6 protein-coding genes and 1 pseudogene are annotated in these 17,557 nt (G+C 62.0%); 2 read left to right on the top strand and 5 right to left on the bottom strand.

What is annotated here, in order from left to right; all coding sequences use genetic code 11:
* The first annotated feature begins 168 nt into the window (after positions 1 to 168).
* Together ACEK02_RS26275 and ACEK02_RS26270 are read left to right on the top strand one after the other, a co-directional pair.
* A complete protein-coding gene (locus ACEK02_RS26275; protein ID WP_371424436.1) occupies positions 169 to 12,249 on the top strand; it encodes a filamentous haemagglutinin family protein in 12,081 nt (4,026 codons plus the stop codon).
* A 437-nt stretch (positions 12,250 to 12,686) separates the two neighbouring features.
* A complete protein-coding gene (locus tag ACEK02_RS26270; RefSeq protein ID WP_371424435.1) occupies positions 12,687 to 13,487 on the top strand; it encodes an AMP nucleosidase in 801 nt (266 codons plus the stop codon).
* Positions 13,488 to 13,837: 350 nt separating this feature from the next.
* Here the strand turns inward: ACEK02_RS26270 and ACEK02_RS26265 are convergent, their stop codons facing one another.
* The 5 genes and pseudogenes from ACEK02_RS26265 to ACEK02_RS26245 all read right to left on the bottom strand — a co-directional run.
* Complete coding sequence (locus ACEK02_RS26265; RefSeq protein WP_371424434.1) at positions 13,838 to 14,284, bottom strand: hypothetical protein; 447 nt, start codon at positions 14,282 to 14,284, stop codon at positions 13,838 to 13,840.
* 181 nt (positions 14,285 to 14,465) lie between these two features.
* Complete coding sequence (locus ACEK02_RS26260) at positions 14,466 to 15,170, bottom strand: hypothetical protein (protein ID WP_371424433.1); 705 nt, start codon at positions 15,168 to 15,170, stop codon at positions 14,466 to 14,468.
* A gap of 176 nt (positions 15,171 to 15,346) precedes the next feature.
* Complete coding sequence (locus ACEK02_RS26255) at positions 15,347 to 16,237, bottom strand: hypothetical protein (RefSeq protein WP_371424432.1); 891 nt, start codon at positions 16,235 to 16,237, stop codon at positions 15,347 to 15,349.
* Between the two features lie 72 nt (positions 16,238 to 16,309).
* Positions 16,310 to 16,534, bottom strand: coding sequence for a hypothetical protein (locus ACEK02_RS26250; RefSeq protein ID WP_371424431.1), 225 nt, complete (start codon positions 16,532 to 16,534; stop codon positions 16,310 to 16,312).
* A gap of 203 nt (positions 16,535 to 16,737) precedes the next feature.
* A pseudogene (locus tag ACEK02_RS26245) lies at positions 16,738 to 17,557 on the bottom strand (vitamin B12-dependent ribonucleotide reductase); the annotation flags it as partial.

Below are 17,557 nucleotides of genomic sequence, written 5' to 3'. Positions count from 1 at the left end.
GCGGGTTTTGCGGAGACGTTTATTCACCCCGGACCGACTTTCTAAAAAAATGCATACTGGATCGTTGCGCACCTCTCGGTTCCAAAACGTCGTTAGGCGGTCGAGAGAAAATTTCGCGGCAGACCGGCAGCTTGAGGCTCGTCGGTGTGTCTAGTGAGAAAGTGTCCAATGCGCATTCGTCGTTCGTCCAAGTCCCATAGCACCCGCCACACAGCGCTTCTGGCCGGGGCGAGTGTGATCGCATTGTCGCTGATGATTGGTGAGGGTGCCTATGCTCGTTCGCTGAACGGGTCCGGCCCGGTGGTGTCAGCGCCGAACTTTGCGTCGGACGCGGCGTCGCTGGCGGCGCAACAGGCGGCCGCGATAGCGAAGCAGACGCAGGGCTCGCTGGTGAGGGCGACGAAAACGATCCAGGACATGCAGGCGGCAGCGCGAGCGGCCGCGGCGGCGCGTCAGGTCTCGACGACGGCGCCGGTCGCGGTGCCGAACGGCCTCGGCGCCGGTGGCCTGCTGCCGAACGTGCCGGCCGGATGGAACGGCGCCAATGCGCCGACACAGAGTGTCGATAGCGCGGGCCAGACCCAGGTCGGCATCCGGCAGACCGCGCGACTGGCGATCCTGAACTGGCAGTCGTTCAATGTCGGTGCCCGCACCACGCTGACCTTTGATCAGCAGGGCGATGCCAGCTGGGTGGCGCTCAACCGCGTCAATGCGGCGACCGCGCCGAGCCAGATCCTCGGCACCATCAAGGCCGATGGCCAGGTCTATGTCATCAACCCAAGTGGCATCATTTTCGGCGGCAGCAGCCAGATCAATGTCGGATCATTGATCGCCGCGACGGCGCAGATTACCGACAGCCAATTCCTCAGCAACGGCATCTACTCGGCGCTGGCCGGCAGGACCTATGTGCCGAGCTTCACCGCGGCCGGCGGCAAGGTGGTGGTCGAGGCCGGCGCGGTGATCACGACGGCGGCGCCGACCTCGGTCACCTCCGGCGGCGGCTTTGTGCTGATGATGGGCAGCGAAGTCGTCAATGCCGGCAGCATCACCACCCCGAAGGGGCAGGCCGTGCTGGCTGCCGGCGACGACTTCATCCTGCGCAAGGGCTTCGGCACCGACGCCAACCAAGCATCGACCACCCGCGGCAGCGAGATCGCGCCGGTGTTTTACGCAAGCAGTGCGAGCGGCGCCGTGACCAACACCGGGGTCGTGCTCTCGCAGCAGGGCGACATCACGCTCGCCGGACGCGCCGTGACCCAGGACGGGGTGCTGCTCTCCACCACCTCGGTCAACCAGCGCGGCACCATCCACCTGCTGAACGCCGCGAATGATGCGACCGGGAGCGTCACGCTGACCGGCAACAGTGTCAGCGCCATCCTGCCGGATCTCGACAGCGCCGACACCGCGCTCAATAGCCAGCGCGACGCGCTGATTGCATCTTCCGGGCCCAATGTGCTGGCGACCGGCCAGTTCAACAACCTGTCGGTGCTGGCCGATCGGCAGGACCAGTCCCGCATCGAGATCGTCACCGGCGGGCTGGTCAACTTCACGAACAACTCCCTGACCATGGCGCAGGGCGGCCAGGTCGTGGTTGCCGCCGGCAAGCGGGTGTTCGCCGAGACCGGCGCCAGCATCGACGTCTCCGGCGTGCAGGGCGTCACGCTGCCGATGTCGGCCAATCAGGTGCTGGTCAATATCCAGGGCAACGAGCTCCGGGACTCGCCCGGGAATCGCGACAGCGGCGCGCTGCTCAACAAGAATGTCTGGATCGATATCCGCGATCTCGTGCTGGTGCCCGCCGGCACCGGTGGTTATGCCGGCGATCGCTACTACACCAAAGGCGGGTTGCTCGAACTCGGCGGTTACCTCGCCAATACCGCGCATAGCATCGGCGAATGGGCGGCGCTCGGCGGCAGCATCACGCTGGCGGCGCCGGAAGTGGTGGCACAGCAGGGCGCGCACTTCGACATCTCCGGCGGTTCGGTGAACTATGCCGGCGGCAGGATCTATTCCAGCAAGCTGATCGGCACCGACGGCCGGATCTACAGCTTCGACAATGCGCCGGCCGACATGACCTTCGTCGCCACTGCGGGTGGCTTCGTGCGCACGCATAATATCCAGGGCAAGATCTCCGATCAGCTCACCGAGGTCTGGACATCGCCGCTGGCGCGGTCGTCGACCTGGCGCTATGAGGCCGGCTATACCGTCGGCCGCGATGCCGGCCGGCTCAATCTGTCGACGCCGACATCGGTGTTCGAGGCCGACATTATCGCCAATGTCATCACCGGCCAACGCCAGACCAATGCCCGCACGGCAGGCATCACCGATGGCTACAAGCTCACCGAGAATACCGTGCCGCTCGCGGGCTCGCTGGCGCTGGGGCAATACGGTGCCTACGGCCTCGACGGGGCGCAGCCGGCCGATGTGAAGTTCGGCAGTGTGGCAGGAATTGCATCGGGGCTCGATGCGACGACAGTGCTGCCGGGTGATCGCGTCAACACGGCCTGGTTCAACGCCCCGGCGCTCAATGGCTTCAACCTCGGCGGGCTCACCATCGCCAGCAGCAACAAGATCGCCGTCGATGCACCGCTGAATTTTGCCAATGGCGCACAGGTCCGTCTTGTTGCGCCTCTGGTCAACATCAATGCCGATATCATCGCACATTCCGGCAATGTCATCGTCAGCAATATCCTGAGCACCTCGACCGGGAGCAGTGCGCTGACCAACGCCGATGGCGGCGCGCAACTGACGCTCGCCTCCGGCGCGACCATCGATACCCGCGGTGTGTGGATCAACGGCCTAACCGAGCCGAACAGTCTGGCCAATCTCGGCTTCCTGAACGGCGGCAATGTCACCTTCGATTCGACGCAGAACGTCACGCTCGCCCAAGGTAGCACGATCGATGTTTCCTCGGGCGGTGCGATCCTCGCCAGCGGCAAGACCCAGGGCGGCAAGGGCGGCAATGTCACCATCAAGGCGGCCGACGGGCAGCAGAATGCTGGTTCAGGCGACGGCACACTCGTGCTCGACGGCGCCATCCGCGCCTATGGCGTCAATGGTGGTGGAACGCTGACGATCTCATCGCCGGGCAATATCGTGATCGGCGACAATGCCGAGCTTGCCGGCGGCACGCTCGCCGCGGGGACGCCGGCGCCGGTCGCGCTCACGCTTAAACAGGCGCTGACGATTCCGGCGGGCACGCCGCTGCCGTTCACGCTGATCGAGAATTACACCGCGGTGGCATACGACGTGCCGATCCCGGTCGACGTCACGATGAGTGCGGTGCCGAGGGGCCCCACGGGCGCGGATTGGACTGTGCCGCAGGGCATGGACTCTCTCCAGAGCCGGGACGGTAACGGCTGGTTGCAGTTCTGGGGCTCGGGCACCGTGGTCCCGGCCGGGACGGTCATTACCGGCTGGAGCGGCACGGGTCGTATTCCAGCGGGCACCGTGATCCCGTCGAGCGTTTTCCCGAACGGCATCTCCATCACCCCCTACCAAGTGATTTACGCCGCCGGCTCGGTGTTGGCGACGTCCAAGACCTATGCGGTTGGCGCGATGATTCCGGCCGGCACGTTGCTATCGCAGACCGTTGAGATCGAACCAGCGCCAGCGCTCAGTTCCGCCTTCTTCACCGCAGGTTTCACCAATTACGACATCAATGGCGGGCGGGGTGTTCTGGTCACCAGCAACACTGTCGTCGCCCCCGCGATGCCGGTCTACCAGATCGGCTCCGGCAGCTTCGCCGCGCCATCCGGCAGCGATCCGTCATCGGCGATGTCGCTTTGGACGCCGCCGCTGTTCATGGAAAATCCGGCGAGCAGCAGGCTGACTCAGCGAGCCGGCGCCAGCCTCACGCTACGCTCGCAGTCCACGAGGTTCAACGGCGCCAATATCGGCGGCGGCGCGATCGTGGTCGGCGAGGGAGCCTCAATCAGCGTCGATCCGAACCAGAGCATCACGTTGAACGCCTTTGGTCAGCTTACGGTCTATGGCGATCTCACAGCGCATGGCGGCAGCATCACGCTCGCCAACGTCGCCGACGGCTCGAAGATCGATGCCGGCCGTAACTTCGACGCGCAGGGCAACGGCCGCGGCGTCTCGATCTGGGTCGACTCGAACGCCAAGATCGATGTGTCTGGTACGTCCTACAGCGTGCTTGATCTCGCGGGACGTCGCTACGGCACTGCGACCGATGGCGGTTCGATCGCCGTCAACGGCGGCAGTGCGTTCGTGCTGATCCGCCCCGGCGCCGAGCTCGACGCCGACGGCAGCCACACGGTGATCGACCTTGTCTCGCAGGGCGATCTTCAATCCATCGGCCAGCCGCGGGCCTGGGCCACGAACGGCGGCTCCATCTCGCTATCGTCCAATAGCGGACTCTACCTTGACGGCAGCATGCATGCCTCTGCCGGCGGCGCCAATGCTTCGGGTGGCAGCCTGTCGGTTGCGCTGACCACGCCGTACTTCGTACCTCCGTTCCCGGCCAATGTGTTGGTCCCCAGCACCATGGTCGTGACGCAGCTGTATCAGCCGTCATCGTTGCCCGCGAACATCGCGCCGGGTACCGATGCGTCGTCACTTCAATTCGGGCACGCCGCGATCGGCGTGGACAAGATCAAGGCCGGTGGGTTCGACAGCCTAACCTTGAATTCGGGTGACTTCATCCAGTTCTCGGGGGATGTCTCGCTCTCGCTCGCCCGCAGTCTCACTCTGACAGCAGCGGCCTTTACCACGGGCAATCCTTTTACCGGGGACATTACAGCCGCCCCATCGATCGCGACCAACAGCGTGAAGCTCTCCGCGCCCTATATCCGGTTCGTTGAGCCGCAGGCTATCATCCCTGACGGCTTCGACAGCGGCAGCGTCCGCAATCCCAGGGCTTCGGGCGCACCGACCGCGGCGATTTTTGAAGCGAACGCCGATCAAATCGATATTCAAGGGCTGGTTCAGTTCGGGGCCCGCGCCGACGTCTACGATCCCGCGATCGGTTGGCGTGTCGCAACGAACTATCCAGGCTTCGTGACGACCCGACTCAAGAGTCAGGGCGACATCCGTTTCCTGTCGATGGCCGGGTTGCCGCAGATGCGACTGGCCACCGACTGGAATCTCGAACTTCTCGCAGCGCAGATCTATCCGGCCACCAACACTTTCGCGACCGTGATCGCCGGTCAGAAGCTGATCCTTGGCCGCACTACGGATACGATCCCCGACGCGCCGTTCTCGCTATTCGGCACTTTGAGCTTGACTGCGCCGATCGTGGAGCAGGGCGGTATCGTGCGCGCGCCGTTTGGCCTCATCATGCTGGGCAGCAGCTTTCAGCCCCTAACCCAGCGCGTCGATCTGTTGCCCGGCAGCCTGACCTCGGTGTCGATGGACGGACTCGTCATGCCTTACGGCGGCACGATCGACGGTGTGTCCTACAACTACAACGGCGCTGCCGTGAGGCCGCTGGCCTTGACCAACTCCGGCACTTACGGGGCGCAATCCGGCATCACCCTGGACGGTCAGTCGGTGAGCGTCGCAAGCGGCGCGGTGCTGGACCTTTCCGGCGGTGGAACGCTCAGCGGCGCGGGCTTCGTCTCGGGGCGCGGCGGCTCGGTCAACGTGCTGAACACGCCGCTCGTCAACGCCAATCCGGTGACCCTGCTCAGCAAGGCGAGCGACAAGGTCTATGCCATCGTGCCGGGCTATCGCTCTGGCTACGCGCCGGTCGCGCCCGAGAACGGTGCGGGCGATCCTTCGATCGGCCAGCAGATTACCGTCCCAGGCGGCGTGCCGGGCCTGCCGGCCGGCACCTACACATTGCTGCCGTCGAATTATGCACTGCTGCCCGGCGCCTACCGCGTTGAACTGGGCGGCACGACGATGCTGCCCGTCGCCGGTGCCAATGCGATCGGCAACGGCACGTACGCGACCTCCGTCTACACCGGCATCGCCAATACCGCGATCAGCAGCAGCCTGCCGGTCACGGCGCTGATTACGTCGGGCACGTCGGTTCGACGCTACTCGCAATACAACGAGCAGAGCTACAGTGACTTCCTGATCGCCAACACGGCGCAATTCGGCGGCGTTCGTCCGCTGTTGCCGGCCGATGGCAAGGCGTTGCTGGTGACATTCGAGGCGCCGACATCGCCCACGACCGGCTCCGCGCTCACCTTCGACGGCACCGTGCTGTTCCAAGGCTCACAGGGCGGCGCTGCAGGGCAGGCCTCGCTGGCGAAGGTCGACGAGATCTATGTCGATCCATCCACGGCAGCATTCACGGGCGTCGCAGTCGACGCGGCGAGTATCAACGCCCTCAAGGCGCCACGGCTGATGGTCAACGGCAGCAATCTCTTCAACAATGGGAGCATCATTTTCCAGGGCGGCCGCGATATCGCAATTCGCGATGGTGTGACGCTGAGGGCCGGTGAAATCTTCCTGATCGGCGGCAATATCAGCGTCGGCAACAATGTGACGCTTACGACCATCGGGGAGGGGGCCGGCCCCTTCGATTCAGCCTCGACCGGCATGACCTACACCACGTCCTTCGGCGTCTCGATGTTGGCGCTCTCCAACGGCGAGCTCAATTTCCTCGCCAACAGCAGCAGCAACGGCGCCATCACGATCGGCGCAGGTTCATCGCTTTACTCCGAGGGCACGCTGGCCTTCGCCACCAATGGCGTCTCCAGCATCGACCCCACGGCGCATTTCGGAGCGCGCAACATTGCTCTTGCGGTCGGAACGTTGAACATCGGCGACGCAGCCACGATTGCCACGGCCGGTGCACCGGCCGGTGTCCTGTTCAACCAGGCGCTGTTCAATCTTCTCGTCAATGGGGATCCGCTGCACGGCGCGCCCGCGCTGGAAAAGATTACCCTGAGCGCAGCGAACGCCATCAATGTCTTCGGCAATAGCGGCCTCGACGCGACTGGCACCGGCGTCAATCTCGTTCTGAATACCTCGGCGATCTACGGCTACGGTTCGGCTGGCGATCACGCCACCATTGCAGCTGGCCAGATCACCTGGAATGGCATTCCCGGCGCGACACCGCCTGCCATTGCCGCGGGCGGACCGGGCACCGGCGCCGGCATGCTCAGCCTCGTCGCCGACGAGATCGACTTCGGCCAGTTCGTCTCGCTCGATACGACCTCGGCGAGCCGAACCATCTATGGCTTCAACAACGTTGACATCACCGGCCGTTCGAAGATTGTCTCGGCTGGCAACAGCAAGCTGTTCGTCTATCAGACGCCGAGCACCGATCCGGCGGCCGTGTTCGGCCAGAGCGGCACAGGCGGCAATCTCACGCTGACGACGCCGCAGCTCACCGGCGTGCAGAAATCGATCATGGCCTATACGGCGGGAGGCGCACTCAATGTCGTTGCGCCTGCCGGCGCCGCGCCGAGCGCGGCCACGTCGACGGTCGCCGGCGCGGAGATCGATCTGACCGGCGACAGTGTCGCCATCGCCAGCACAGTCCTGCTGCCGAGCGGCAAGTTCGTGGTCAATGCTACCAACGACATCGTTCTCAATGGTGGAAGCCGCATCGACCTCGGCGGCCGGCCGTCGACGATCCAGAAGGCGGTGGTCTACGGCTTCGGCGGCACCGCGATCTTCAACAGTGCGCAGGGCAGCGTGACGCAGGCGGCAGGGTCCGTCATCGACGTCTCCGCCACCAATGCCAATGCCGGCTCGGTCGATATCGATGCGGCTGGCGGGCCGGTGGCGCTTAACGGCGTTCTAAAAGGCGGCACGACCGGCAACTACACCAGCGGTGACTTCAGCGTTGTGGCCGGCACGCTTGCCGATTTTGCCGGCCTGAACGCGCTTCTGACCCAGGGCGGCTTCTTCAGCGCCCGCAGCTTCGACATCAAGAGCGGCGATCTCACGATCGGCGACGGCGTCAAAGCCCGCTACGTTACAGTGTCACTCGACGGCGGCAGCCTGACCGTCAACGGCGCCATCGATGCGTCCGGGGCTGCGCCGGGCACCATCCGGCTGTCGGCCAGTAACGGGCTGACGCTGGCATCGAGCGCGGTGCTCGATGCGCATGGCACGGTGCTGCAGGTCGACAGCTACGGCCAGCCGATCGAAGCCAAGAACCGTGGCCACATCGAGCTGACCGCCGCAGGCGGCATGCTGACGCTGTCGCCCGGCGCCACCATGAATCTCACCACGCCGAACGGCGTGGCTTACGGCGACATCCAGCTGAACGCGCAGCGCACCGGCGAGACCTCGGGCGACATCGCCATCAATGCGACGGGTCCGCTCAATATCCGCGGCGCCTACAGCATCGCGCTCAATGCGTTCTGGACCTACGACCTGCCGGGCGGCAGCACCATCAGCCAGGCGACGCTCGACGGCTTCGACACGGCGAGCGCAACCTTCATCAATGCCGCGCTCGGCAATACCGATCTGGCCTCGCGCGTGACGGGCCTGTCGGCATACGGCAGCGCCTATCATCTGCGCCCGGGTGTCCAGATCACCTCGAGCGGCGACCTGTCGACCTCGGGCGACATCGACCTTGCGAAGTATCGCTACGGCGCGAGCGCCGATCGCGATCCGAACTCGGCGACTTACGGTGCGGGCGAGCCGATGGCGCTTGTGATCCGCGCCGCCGGCAACGTGACCGTCCAGGGAAGCATCTCGGATGGGTTCAAGGCGTCGCCGGGAATAGCGGCGGTCTACAATCTGATCGATATCCCGAGCGATCCCAACGCGCAGCTGTGGTCGCCTAGTGACACCGGCCTGAACAATTCCAGTTACGTTTACGACACCAGTGTAACGCTGATGGCTGACTGGACCATACCAAACGACCAATTCTACCAGGATATGGTTACGCTGTATGGGGTGCCATTTGTCGATACCAACGGCCATCAATATTGGCCAGGCAGCACCATCCCGGCCGGCACCACACTGGACCCCGGACCTTCGCTAGGGGCGAACGACTACTTGGTCTTCGATATCGCTAATTTGCCCTCCCTCGGAGCGGTGGTCACGCCCGGAATTCCCGGCGCACCGGCCACATCGGCAGCGGCGGCAATGCTCGCGCCTGGTTCACTTTCTGCCTCGATCCGTCTTGTGTCCGGCGCCGATCTCGCTGCCGCCGATCAGCGCGCGCTGCAGACGACGCGCACGCTCAATGGAGGCGGCAAGCTCACGCTCAGCGATCCGGCCTATAACTCAACGCGCAACGGCACGTTCTTCAGCGTGCTGCGCACCGGCACCGGCAATCTCGATCTGCTGGCGGGCGGCAGCTTCAGTGAAGCGACGCCCTACGGCGTCTACACCGCGGGCACGCAGTCGGGAGCGGTTTTGGCGGCTGACAGCAGCAATCCTTATGACCTTGTCGGTGTCACGAGCGGTGGCAACTCGCATGCCTGGTATCCCGAGCACGGTGGGGATGTTCTGCTGATGGCGCAGCAGGACGTCACCGGCAACATCCAGATCGCCGACAACAACACGCGTTATGTGGACTCCGATCTCACCGGCAACTGGCTCTTCCGCCAGGGCGGCGGCTCGTCCGCCGATCCAACCGCGTGGTGGATCAATTTCGGCTCCTATGGGAAGACGTCTACGGACCGCGACACCCTGCAGCTCTTTGGCTTCCAGGGCATCGGTACCCTTGGCGGCGGCAACCTGACCGTTATCGCGGGCGGCAATGCCGGCGTGACGAGCAATAACAGAAATACCTCGACCGGCCTCGATCTGGCAGTCGCCTCGACCGGTCGTGTCCTGTCCAATGGCACGCTGATGCAAACCGGCGGCGGCGATCTCATCCTCAGGGTGGGCGGGATACTGAACTCGCTTCCGGCGGCAACTGCGACGTCCCTTGTGCCAGACCACTTCGGCTCGGTTACGGATCTGCGGGGTGATGTCATTGTCGGTGCCGGGTCGATCGGCACTCTGGCGCTGAACGCCGCTGGTCAAGGCTGGACCTCGTACGATCCGCGGGCGGTCGATCCGAACGTCTTCAAGCGTTCGCTCAAAGCGCCGGGGCCAATCTTCACGCCGGGAGACGGCAGTGTCAGCATCAGCACGCGCGGTGATCTCGTGCTCGGTGGCACGAGCGATGCCGGCATGGGGCCCGTGGTCGATCGGGAGGGCATGCCCTACACGGTCCGCAACGCGGACGGCACGACCACGCTGGTCAAGAGCGGCGGACAATCGAGCTTCATGCTGTGGACGCAGGCGACAGCCGTCAATCTTTACGCAGCAGGCGGCGATGCCGCGGTGCTCGACGGAAACACGGCTGGCACGAGCGGTGCTAACCGCGCCTATCCGGGTACGTTGATCGTTGCGGCCGCCAATGGCGACATCCGGTTCGCAGAACCTGGAATAGTTTCGCTGACATTTGCGCCGATCGAGTTGATGCCGTCGCCGACCGGACAGCTCGCGCTTCTGGCCGCGGGCTCGATCTACGGCACGAGCCAGGTGATAGGCATGTCCGGCGCCGATATGCGCACGCTGGCGACGCCATTCCGCCCGGTGTTCTCCAACAGCAATGACAGCAATGCTTCGGCGACTGCCCCATTCCGTTTAGATCCCTACAACCCTATCGCGTTCGGCCCCGACGCGCCGCAGACCAATCTTCACGCCGGCGACAACAGGCCCGCGCAGGTCTATGCCGGCATCGATATCGTCGACCTGACGCTCGGGCAGGTCCAGAATATGACGCGGTCGTTCTCGTTGGGGTTCGTGCCGTCGCCTACGACCTGGTATATGGCTGCCAAACCGTTCGAGGTTATCGCCGGCCGCGACATCGTCGGCACCGGCCCGAACGCCAGCGTGTTCCTGAACAACAGCGCCAACGACATCTCGCTGGTGCAGGCCGGCCGCGATATCTTCCATCTATCGCTCGACATCCTCGGTCCGGGCCTGCTTCAGGTGCAGGCCGGCCGCAATCTCTATCAGGGCTATTACGGCTCGCTGGTGAGCGTGGGTGACGTGGTCAATCCGTCAAATAACAAAGGTGGCGCCGATGTCACGGTGCTGGCGGGTGTCGGTGCGAATAGCCCGGATTATGCCGCGTTCGCGAAGCTCTATTTCGATCCGGCCAATCAGCTCGCTGAAGGCGCGCCGCTCGCCGGCAGCGGCAAGGTGGTTCACGCCTACGATCAGGAACTGCTGCAATGGTTGCAAAGCCGCTTTGGCTACACCGGGAAGGCGGCCGATGCGCTCGGTTTCTTCCTGGCGCTGCCGAAGGAGCAGCAGGGCGTCTTCGTCCGCGACGTCTATTACAAGGAACTGACTCTGGGTGGCCGCGAATACAACAACTCGGGAAGTCCGCGCTATCAGAGCTATCTGCGCGGGCGCGAGGTGATCGCCACATTGTTCCCGGATCGGGACGCGCAGGGGCGGCCCATTGATTACTCGGGCAAGATCACGATGTTCAGCAGCGTGACCGGCTCCAGAACCGTCAACGGCGTCGACGTGCCGGTGACGAGCGATGGGGGCGTGCGCACCCAGTTCGGTGGCGACATCCAGATCCTCAATCCCGGCGGACAGACGCTGGTCGGCGTGGAGGGTGTCACGCCCGGACCCAATGCCGGCCTTCTGACACAGGGACAGGACAGCAATATCTACGTCTATTCGCTTGGCAGCGTGCTGCTTGGCCAGAGCCGCATCATGACGACGTTCGGCGGCGATATCCTGGTCTGGTCGGCGGAAGGCGACATCAACGCCGGCCGCGGCTCCAAGACGACGACGATCTTCACGCCGCCGCAGCGCCAATACGATGACTACGGCAACATCACCATCGCCCCGGCCGCGCCGGCGAGCGGTGCCGGCATCGCAACGCTCAGCACCATCCCGGGCACGCGCGCGAGCAATGTCGACCTCATCGCACCGTTTGGCACGATCGATGCGGGCGAGGCAGGCATCCGTGTGTCGGGCAACGTCAATCTCGCCGCGCTGCAGATCGTCAACGCCGCCAACATCCAGGTGCAGGGTACATCAACCGGCATTCCGACTGTGCAGGCGCCAAGCATCAGCGGGGCCCTGTCGACCGCCAACGCGACCGCGGCCACCCAGCAAACCGCGCCGCCGAACAATGGCGCGGGGAACGACAGGCCCTCGGTGATCATCGTCGAAGTGCTGGGTTATGGTGGAGGAAACGGCAGCGCGCCTGACGATACCGACGGTGATCGACCGCGCAGAACTCCGGATCAGCGTAGTTACAATCCCAATAGTGCGGTCCAGTTCGTCGGCGCCGGCATCATGAGCGATGAGGAGAGACGCCGCCTGATCGCACAAGGCGCTCTCTAACGCGTGAAAGCTGCTGCACGGCAACGTGCACAGCTGTTCCACGTCCAGGATTGATCATCGAAAACAACAACAGCGCCGTCTGGCGGTGCTTTGCCATGAAATCGCACCTTCGCTCAGCACGTTTCTGATCCGGAGGATTCATCGTGGTCGTTGAACCTGCCCGGATTCAATCCGCGGCCGTCGTCTGAATGATCAGTTCTGCGGCATCGTTTGTGCGCCTGCAGATTGAATTCTGCGCGTCTGATTGGTCGTTGCCGGTGCCGCAACCGTTGACGAGCAGCGCAAGGAAGCCGCGCCCGCAGTGGGCCCGGCCCTGGTTTTCCGCCGATCCCTCGCATCGATTCTGCTAATCAAGCCCTGTTCGGCAAATGCCCTTTACATCGTGGAAACTCGCATACTTCGGACATATGTGTAGGATTTGATGTGGGAGCAAGAAAATGAAAGAAAAAAGGGATATCGTCGAAAACTGGTTGCCGCGTTACACTGGCACGCCGCTCGATGAATTTGGCCAGTATGTTCTTTTGACGAATTTCGGCGGTTACGTCGCATGGTTCGCCGCTCATCACAATGTATCGATCAGGGGCGCGGATCGGCCGATGCCCAATGTGACTGCCGATGGCATTACCTTGATCAATTTCGGCATGGGAAGCCCGAATGCGGCAACCGTGATGGATCTACTGAGCGCCATTTCCCCAAAGGCTGTTCTATTTCTCGGCAAGTGCGGCGGTTTGAAACGCAAGAACCAGACCGGTGATTTGATTCTGCCCATTGCTGCCATTCGGGGCGAAGGCACCTCGAACGATTACCTGCCGCCCGAGGTCCCGGCGCTACCCGCATTCCAACTGCAACGCGCGGTATCAACCATGATCCGTGATCTGGGACACGATTACTGGACGGGCACCGTCTACACCACCAACCGTCGTGTCTGGGAGCACGATGAGGTCTTTAAGGAGCAGTTGCGTCGGACGCGGAGCATGGCGATCGACATGGAGACGGCGACGATCTTTGCTGCCGGATTTGCCAACCACATCCCCACGGGCGCGCTGCTTCTCGTATCCGATCAGCCCATGATCCCTGAAGGCGTGAAGACCGAGGCATCGGACCTGGTGGTGACGACGAACTTTGTCGAAACGCATATCAGGGTCGGGATAGAGGCCCTCAAGCTTGTGCGACGTCAAGGCCGCAGCGTGAAGCATTTGCGCTTCGAAAGCGATTTTGACAAACCGCATGAGCCATGAACGGCTGGGAGAGTTAAATGGCGCAGCGGCATGCGCTGCCGATAGAGATCCTCGCCGCTACAAGGTTGTTGTGCGCACTATCGTGCGCGAGGCGGAAATACGATCCGTACGGCGGTATTGAGCTGTCGCCGAACGTGCCGTCAACACGGCGCCGTGAATGCCTTTGGTCAAGGCAAGCCGTAATCGCGTCATGCGGGGATCAACGATCGCTTCGAAAGCCGAGCGGCCTCCTCATGTGACTGCAGATCCGCTGATCCCAAACCGCCGCGTCAACGTCCCGACATTGGCAGATGATGCGTGCTGCCTGGATGTCGCAGTGAGGGCCAACGCACGGGCGTTGGTGCATCCCATTACTGGTTCTGGATGGAGACGCTCATTCCGCTCAGGTCCAGATCGAACTGGAGGCCCAGTTGCTCCCCCTCCAGCGACAGGACGACGCCCTTGGCATTGCGCATCTGGATGGCGCGCCTGCCTGCACCGACCGCCACACCGGCACCGAGCGCCGTGTAAATGCCTTCGATGTCCGAAGCCTGACGCATATTTTGCGCCGTGCCCACCAGATCGGTCGAGGAGCCCCCAAATGTCAGGCCGGCGCTCACGCCGCCGATGCGAAACGGATACATTTCACCACGGAAGCTGAGGATTCCGCTTCCTGCCTGCGCTCCGATGAACCATCCGGCCTTGAAGAACTTGAAGCGGACTTTGCCGGAATCCGCGTGAGCGGGCAGCGACAGTGCGGCGGAGAGTAGAGTGGCGACGGTGAGACGCGTGAGGCAGCGAACCATTTGAAAGCGCATATTGATATTCCGGTCATCGGGCTGCCGCCTGGCGGCACTGCGGCAACTAGATAGAGCATCGCATGACTCGTCAATAACGTAAGTCGATGCGCGATCGTCACCCGAGGGGCGCAATAGGGAAGCATATTGCGCCGATACGACGACGGCGGGTTGCGCTGCTTTAACCCGCCTTACGCTTGCTTTAAGATACGGGAATCGTTCGCCGGGCGAGAGCGTCAAGCTCGTAGAAGCGCTCTATGACCGTTGTGGCGAGGTCATTCAATTTTCTGATGTTGCTTTCCGTGTGCTCTGAGGGGGATTCTGGGTATTCATTGCGCCTATAGACGGTCACTCGGTCGCTGCCCATGTCAGTCGGTGATGTGTAAGTTGCCACGTCGTGCCCGAACTCCTTTATGGCAACGCGCAAAGCCGACCATTTCTCTTGGACGGCCGTTTCTACAAATTCGTACTCCGGGCCTCTCCAAACATAGTTTACGTGGTGCAGCCGCCCGATGGGCTTGTAATCAATGGTATAGGAGGCGAAATCCTCGTCCTTCATGAATATCTGCATTTCTGCGTCAAACAGATCGCGCACCCGTTTTATCAAGAGTATGTCATGAGGGTTAGGCTCAGGGCGTAAACCGGCAACTGGTAGCAGTCGGTCTGCGACTAAGAGAACAGCCGCGGAAACGACAAATACGGCGGTCACCCAATGAGGCGTATCGGGGATATCGACCTTGACGTGAGCGTATGATGACGCTCCTTCGATAAGCAATTGGACAATATTACTTTCAAGGCTTACCGCTGCCAAAATCAAGTAACCAGCGTTCCGCGAAATCGCACGGCCCTTCAAGCGGTGCCAAAGCTCAATGCCGGTCTCTAAGTTATTTCGCGTCAGCCAAGCCAATTCTTACCCCCGTAGTGGCCGCAACCTACAGGCGATTCAGGTTCAGTGCTAGTAACGTCTGTAGCAGCATTATGGCTGTTGCTTGAGCAAGTAGGGAGCGATAGCGCAGCGTATTGCGCCGCTGCGACGCGGCGGATTACGCTGCGCTAATCCGCCCTACGCTTGCTGCAGTTACTTCAAATATCACTTAGATGTCGGCCGATGAATTCGGCGGCGGATAACCAAGCCTGCTTGATTTCATGGGTGCGAGGATCGCGATACCAAGCCGGTCCCCAGCTTCGGTCAAACGTCCACTCCCACGCTACGGATTCCCCCGCGCGATAGTCCTTCCTCGTAGTTGGGAAGATTCTGAGCGATTTGGTGGTTCGGCCGGGCGATGTCGATTCTAGGAGTAAGCCAACCGCATCAGCTATTTCATGCTCACACAGGGCGTCAGAATAGATGACGACACCTGGGTGATGGACGACGTTCTCTTCAAATGGAATTGCTTCGAGAGATTTTAAAACCGTGAAGCCGGAATCTATCGCACGAAGTGTGTCTTCTTCTGTGGCGGAGTGGCCATGAACAATCTTGTTTCGCACGTCTAGGAAGAGCTTAATGGACCCGCTGACATGTTCAGGCAAGCTCCCTTGCTCTCGCAGCTTGTCAATGGCTTTTGCAATAGGAGCAGGCTTAATATTTTGCGCCCAGCCAGTTGAAATCAAAATTAAGCGCAAGCGTCGTTCGATCTCAGCCGCCAGTAGCATAAGCGCTGCCTTTGGTGACTTGGATATATTACTGAGCAAATCACTCTCGAAGTTTTTGCTGGCACTGTTCTCCAGATCTGGAGCTTTTAGTGGAGGTACCGAAGCGACTGTTTCTTGCTCTGCTTTGATCGCTGATCGTTGTAGTTCGTCCAGTTCTTCGTTTAGTTCAATTTCTTGGCCGAGCAATTTTCCTTTTCGGAGGTGGCTGAGCCTTTTCAAAATTCCGGCAATTTCACTTTTGAAGAGCCAGAGAAATGCGAATGCCAGCAGGGGCCAAAGCAGGGCGGCGATTGCTTTGATTAGGTCGGCCAACGCTGTCATGATTCTCGCGTTCTAATATTAAGGGCCGCTCTTTCGAGTGGCCCTTTTTAAGCGTGTGTCGCGTTTTTTAAGCTAGCGGAGCTCAGCTTTTTTTTGGCCTTGTTCCTCGAAGAGTTTTGCTATTTTTGACCACGAAAGTTTGTAGCCGTAGGTATTGCCATTCGGAAACCAAACTGCAGAGCCGTGCGACACTCTCAGTTCGCCCAGCTTCTCATCATCTTTCTTAATATCCAGACGGATGTCAGCCTTGCCAACTTCAAGCGGAGGCGTAGTGATTAGTACACGATGCGTTGCCACAATGATGCTCCCCAACTTCTCTTTGCTTGTTTCTCATATCGTAAGGAGGCAAGGCATTCAATCAAAAGTAGTGGCTGCGCAATGTCTATTGTATTTGTGAACCATTCAGCACGACAAAAAGATGGGGCCGCTCTTTCGAGCGGCCCCTTTGTATTTGTGGATGGCCGGATCAAGCCCGGCCGCCATCATGACGTCATCTGATATCAGCTACACCCCGTCGTGCTGCCGCAAGTATCGCACTTCATGCAGGTGCCATTCCGCACCAGCGTGAAGTTCGAGCACTCGCCGCACATGTCGCCTTCATAGCCCTTGGCTTTCGCTTCGGCGCGGCGTTCGGCCTTGCTCGGGGCTGCTGCTGCGGCGCTTCCCGCTTTGCTCCAGGCTTGCGCCTCGAGCTTTTCGGTCGGCGAGAGCTGGTGCTCGGGCTCGGCGGTCTTGAGGGCCACCGCGGCATCGCCGCTGCCGTGGCGGGCGGTGGCGCCCGACGCGTTCAGCGAGGTGACGTTGCCGCTCGCGCGGGCGTCGGTGTTTTCGGCCGGGGTGGGCGCGCGCATGACGACGAGATTGTCGGTGCGCGAGCGGGTCAGGCCCTTGGAGACATACTTGTTCGAGTCGGCCGGCGCCTTGCCTTCGTCCTCGCCCTTGCCGAGCGCATCGAAGCCCGACTCGGAGACGTCCACATGGCCGAGATCGAAGCGCGACATGTAGGAGACCGCGAGTTCGCGGAACACATAGTCGAGGATCGAGGTCGCGAACTTGATGCTGTCGTTGCCCTGCACCGGCCCTGCGGGTTCGAAGCGGGTGAAGGTGAAGGCGTCGACATATTCCTCCAGTGGCACGCCATACTGGAGGCCCAGCGAGACGGCGATGGCGAAGTTGTTGATGAAGGAGCGCAGCGCCGCGCCTTCCTTATGCATGTCGATGAAGATCTCGCCGAGCCGGCCGTCGTCATATTCACCGGTGCGCAGGTACACCTTGTGACCGCCGACGACGGCCTTCTGGGTGTAGCCCTTGCGGCGATCC

The sequence above is a fragment of the Tardiphaga sp. genome, from assembly GCF_041424195.1.
Lineage (GTDB): Bacteria > Pseudomonadota > Alphaproteobacteria > Rhizobiales > Xanthobacteraceae > Tardiphaga.
This window is presented reverse-complemented; position numbering and strand designations above follow the sequence as displayed.

Coding starts and splice junctions, on each gene's coding strand:
- ACEK02_RS26275 (WP_371424436.1), top strand. CDS start 169: ATGCGCATTCGTCGTTCGTCCAAGTCCCATAGCACCCGCCACACAGCG.
- ACEK02_RS26270 (WP_371424435.1), top strand. CDS start 12,687: ATGAAAGAAAAAAGGGATATCGTCGAAAACTGGTTGCCGCGTTACACT.
- ACEK02_RS26265 (WP_371424434.1), bottom strand. CDS start 14,284: ATGCGCTTTCAAATGGTTCGCTGCCTCACGCGTCTCACCGTCGCCACT.
- ACEK02_RS26255 (WP_371424432.1), bottom strand. CDS start 16,237: ATGACAGCGTTGGCCGACCTAATCAAAGCAATCGCCGCCCTGCTTTGG.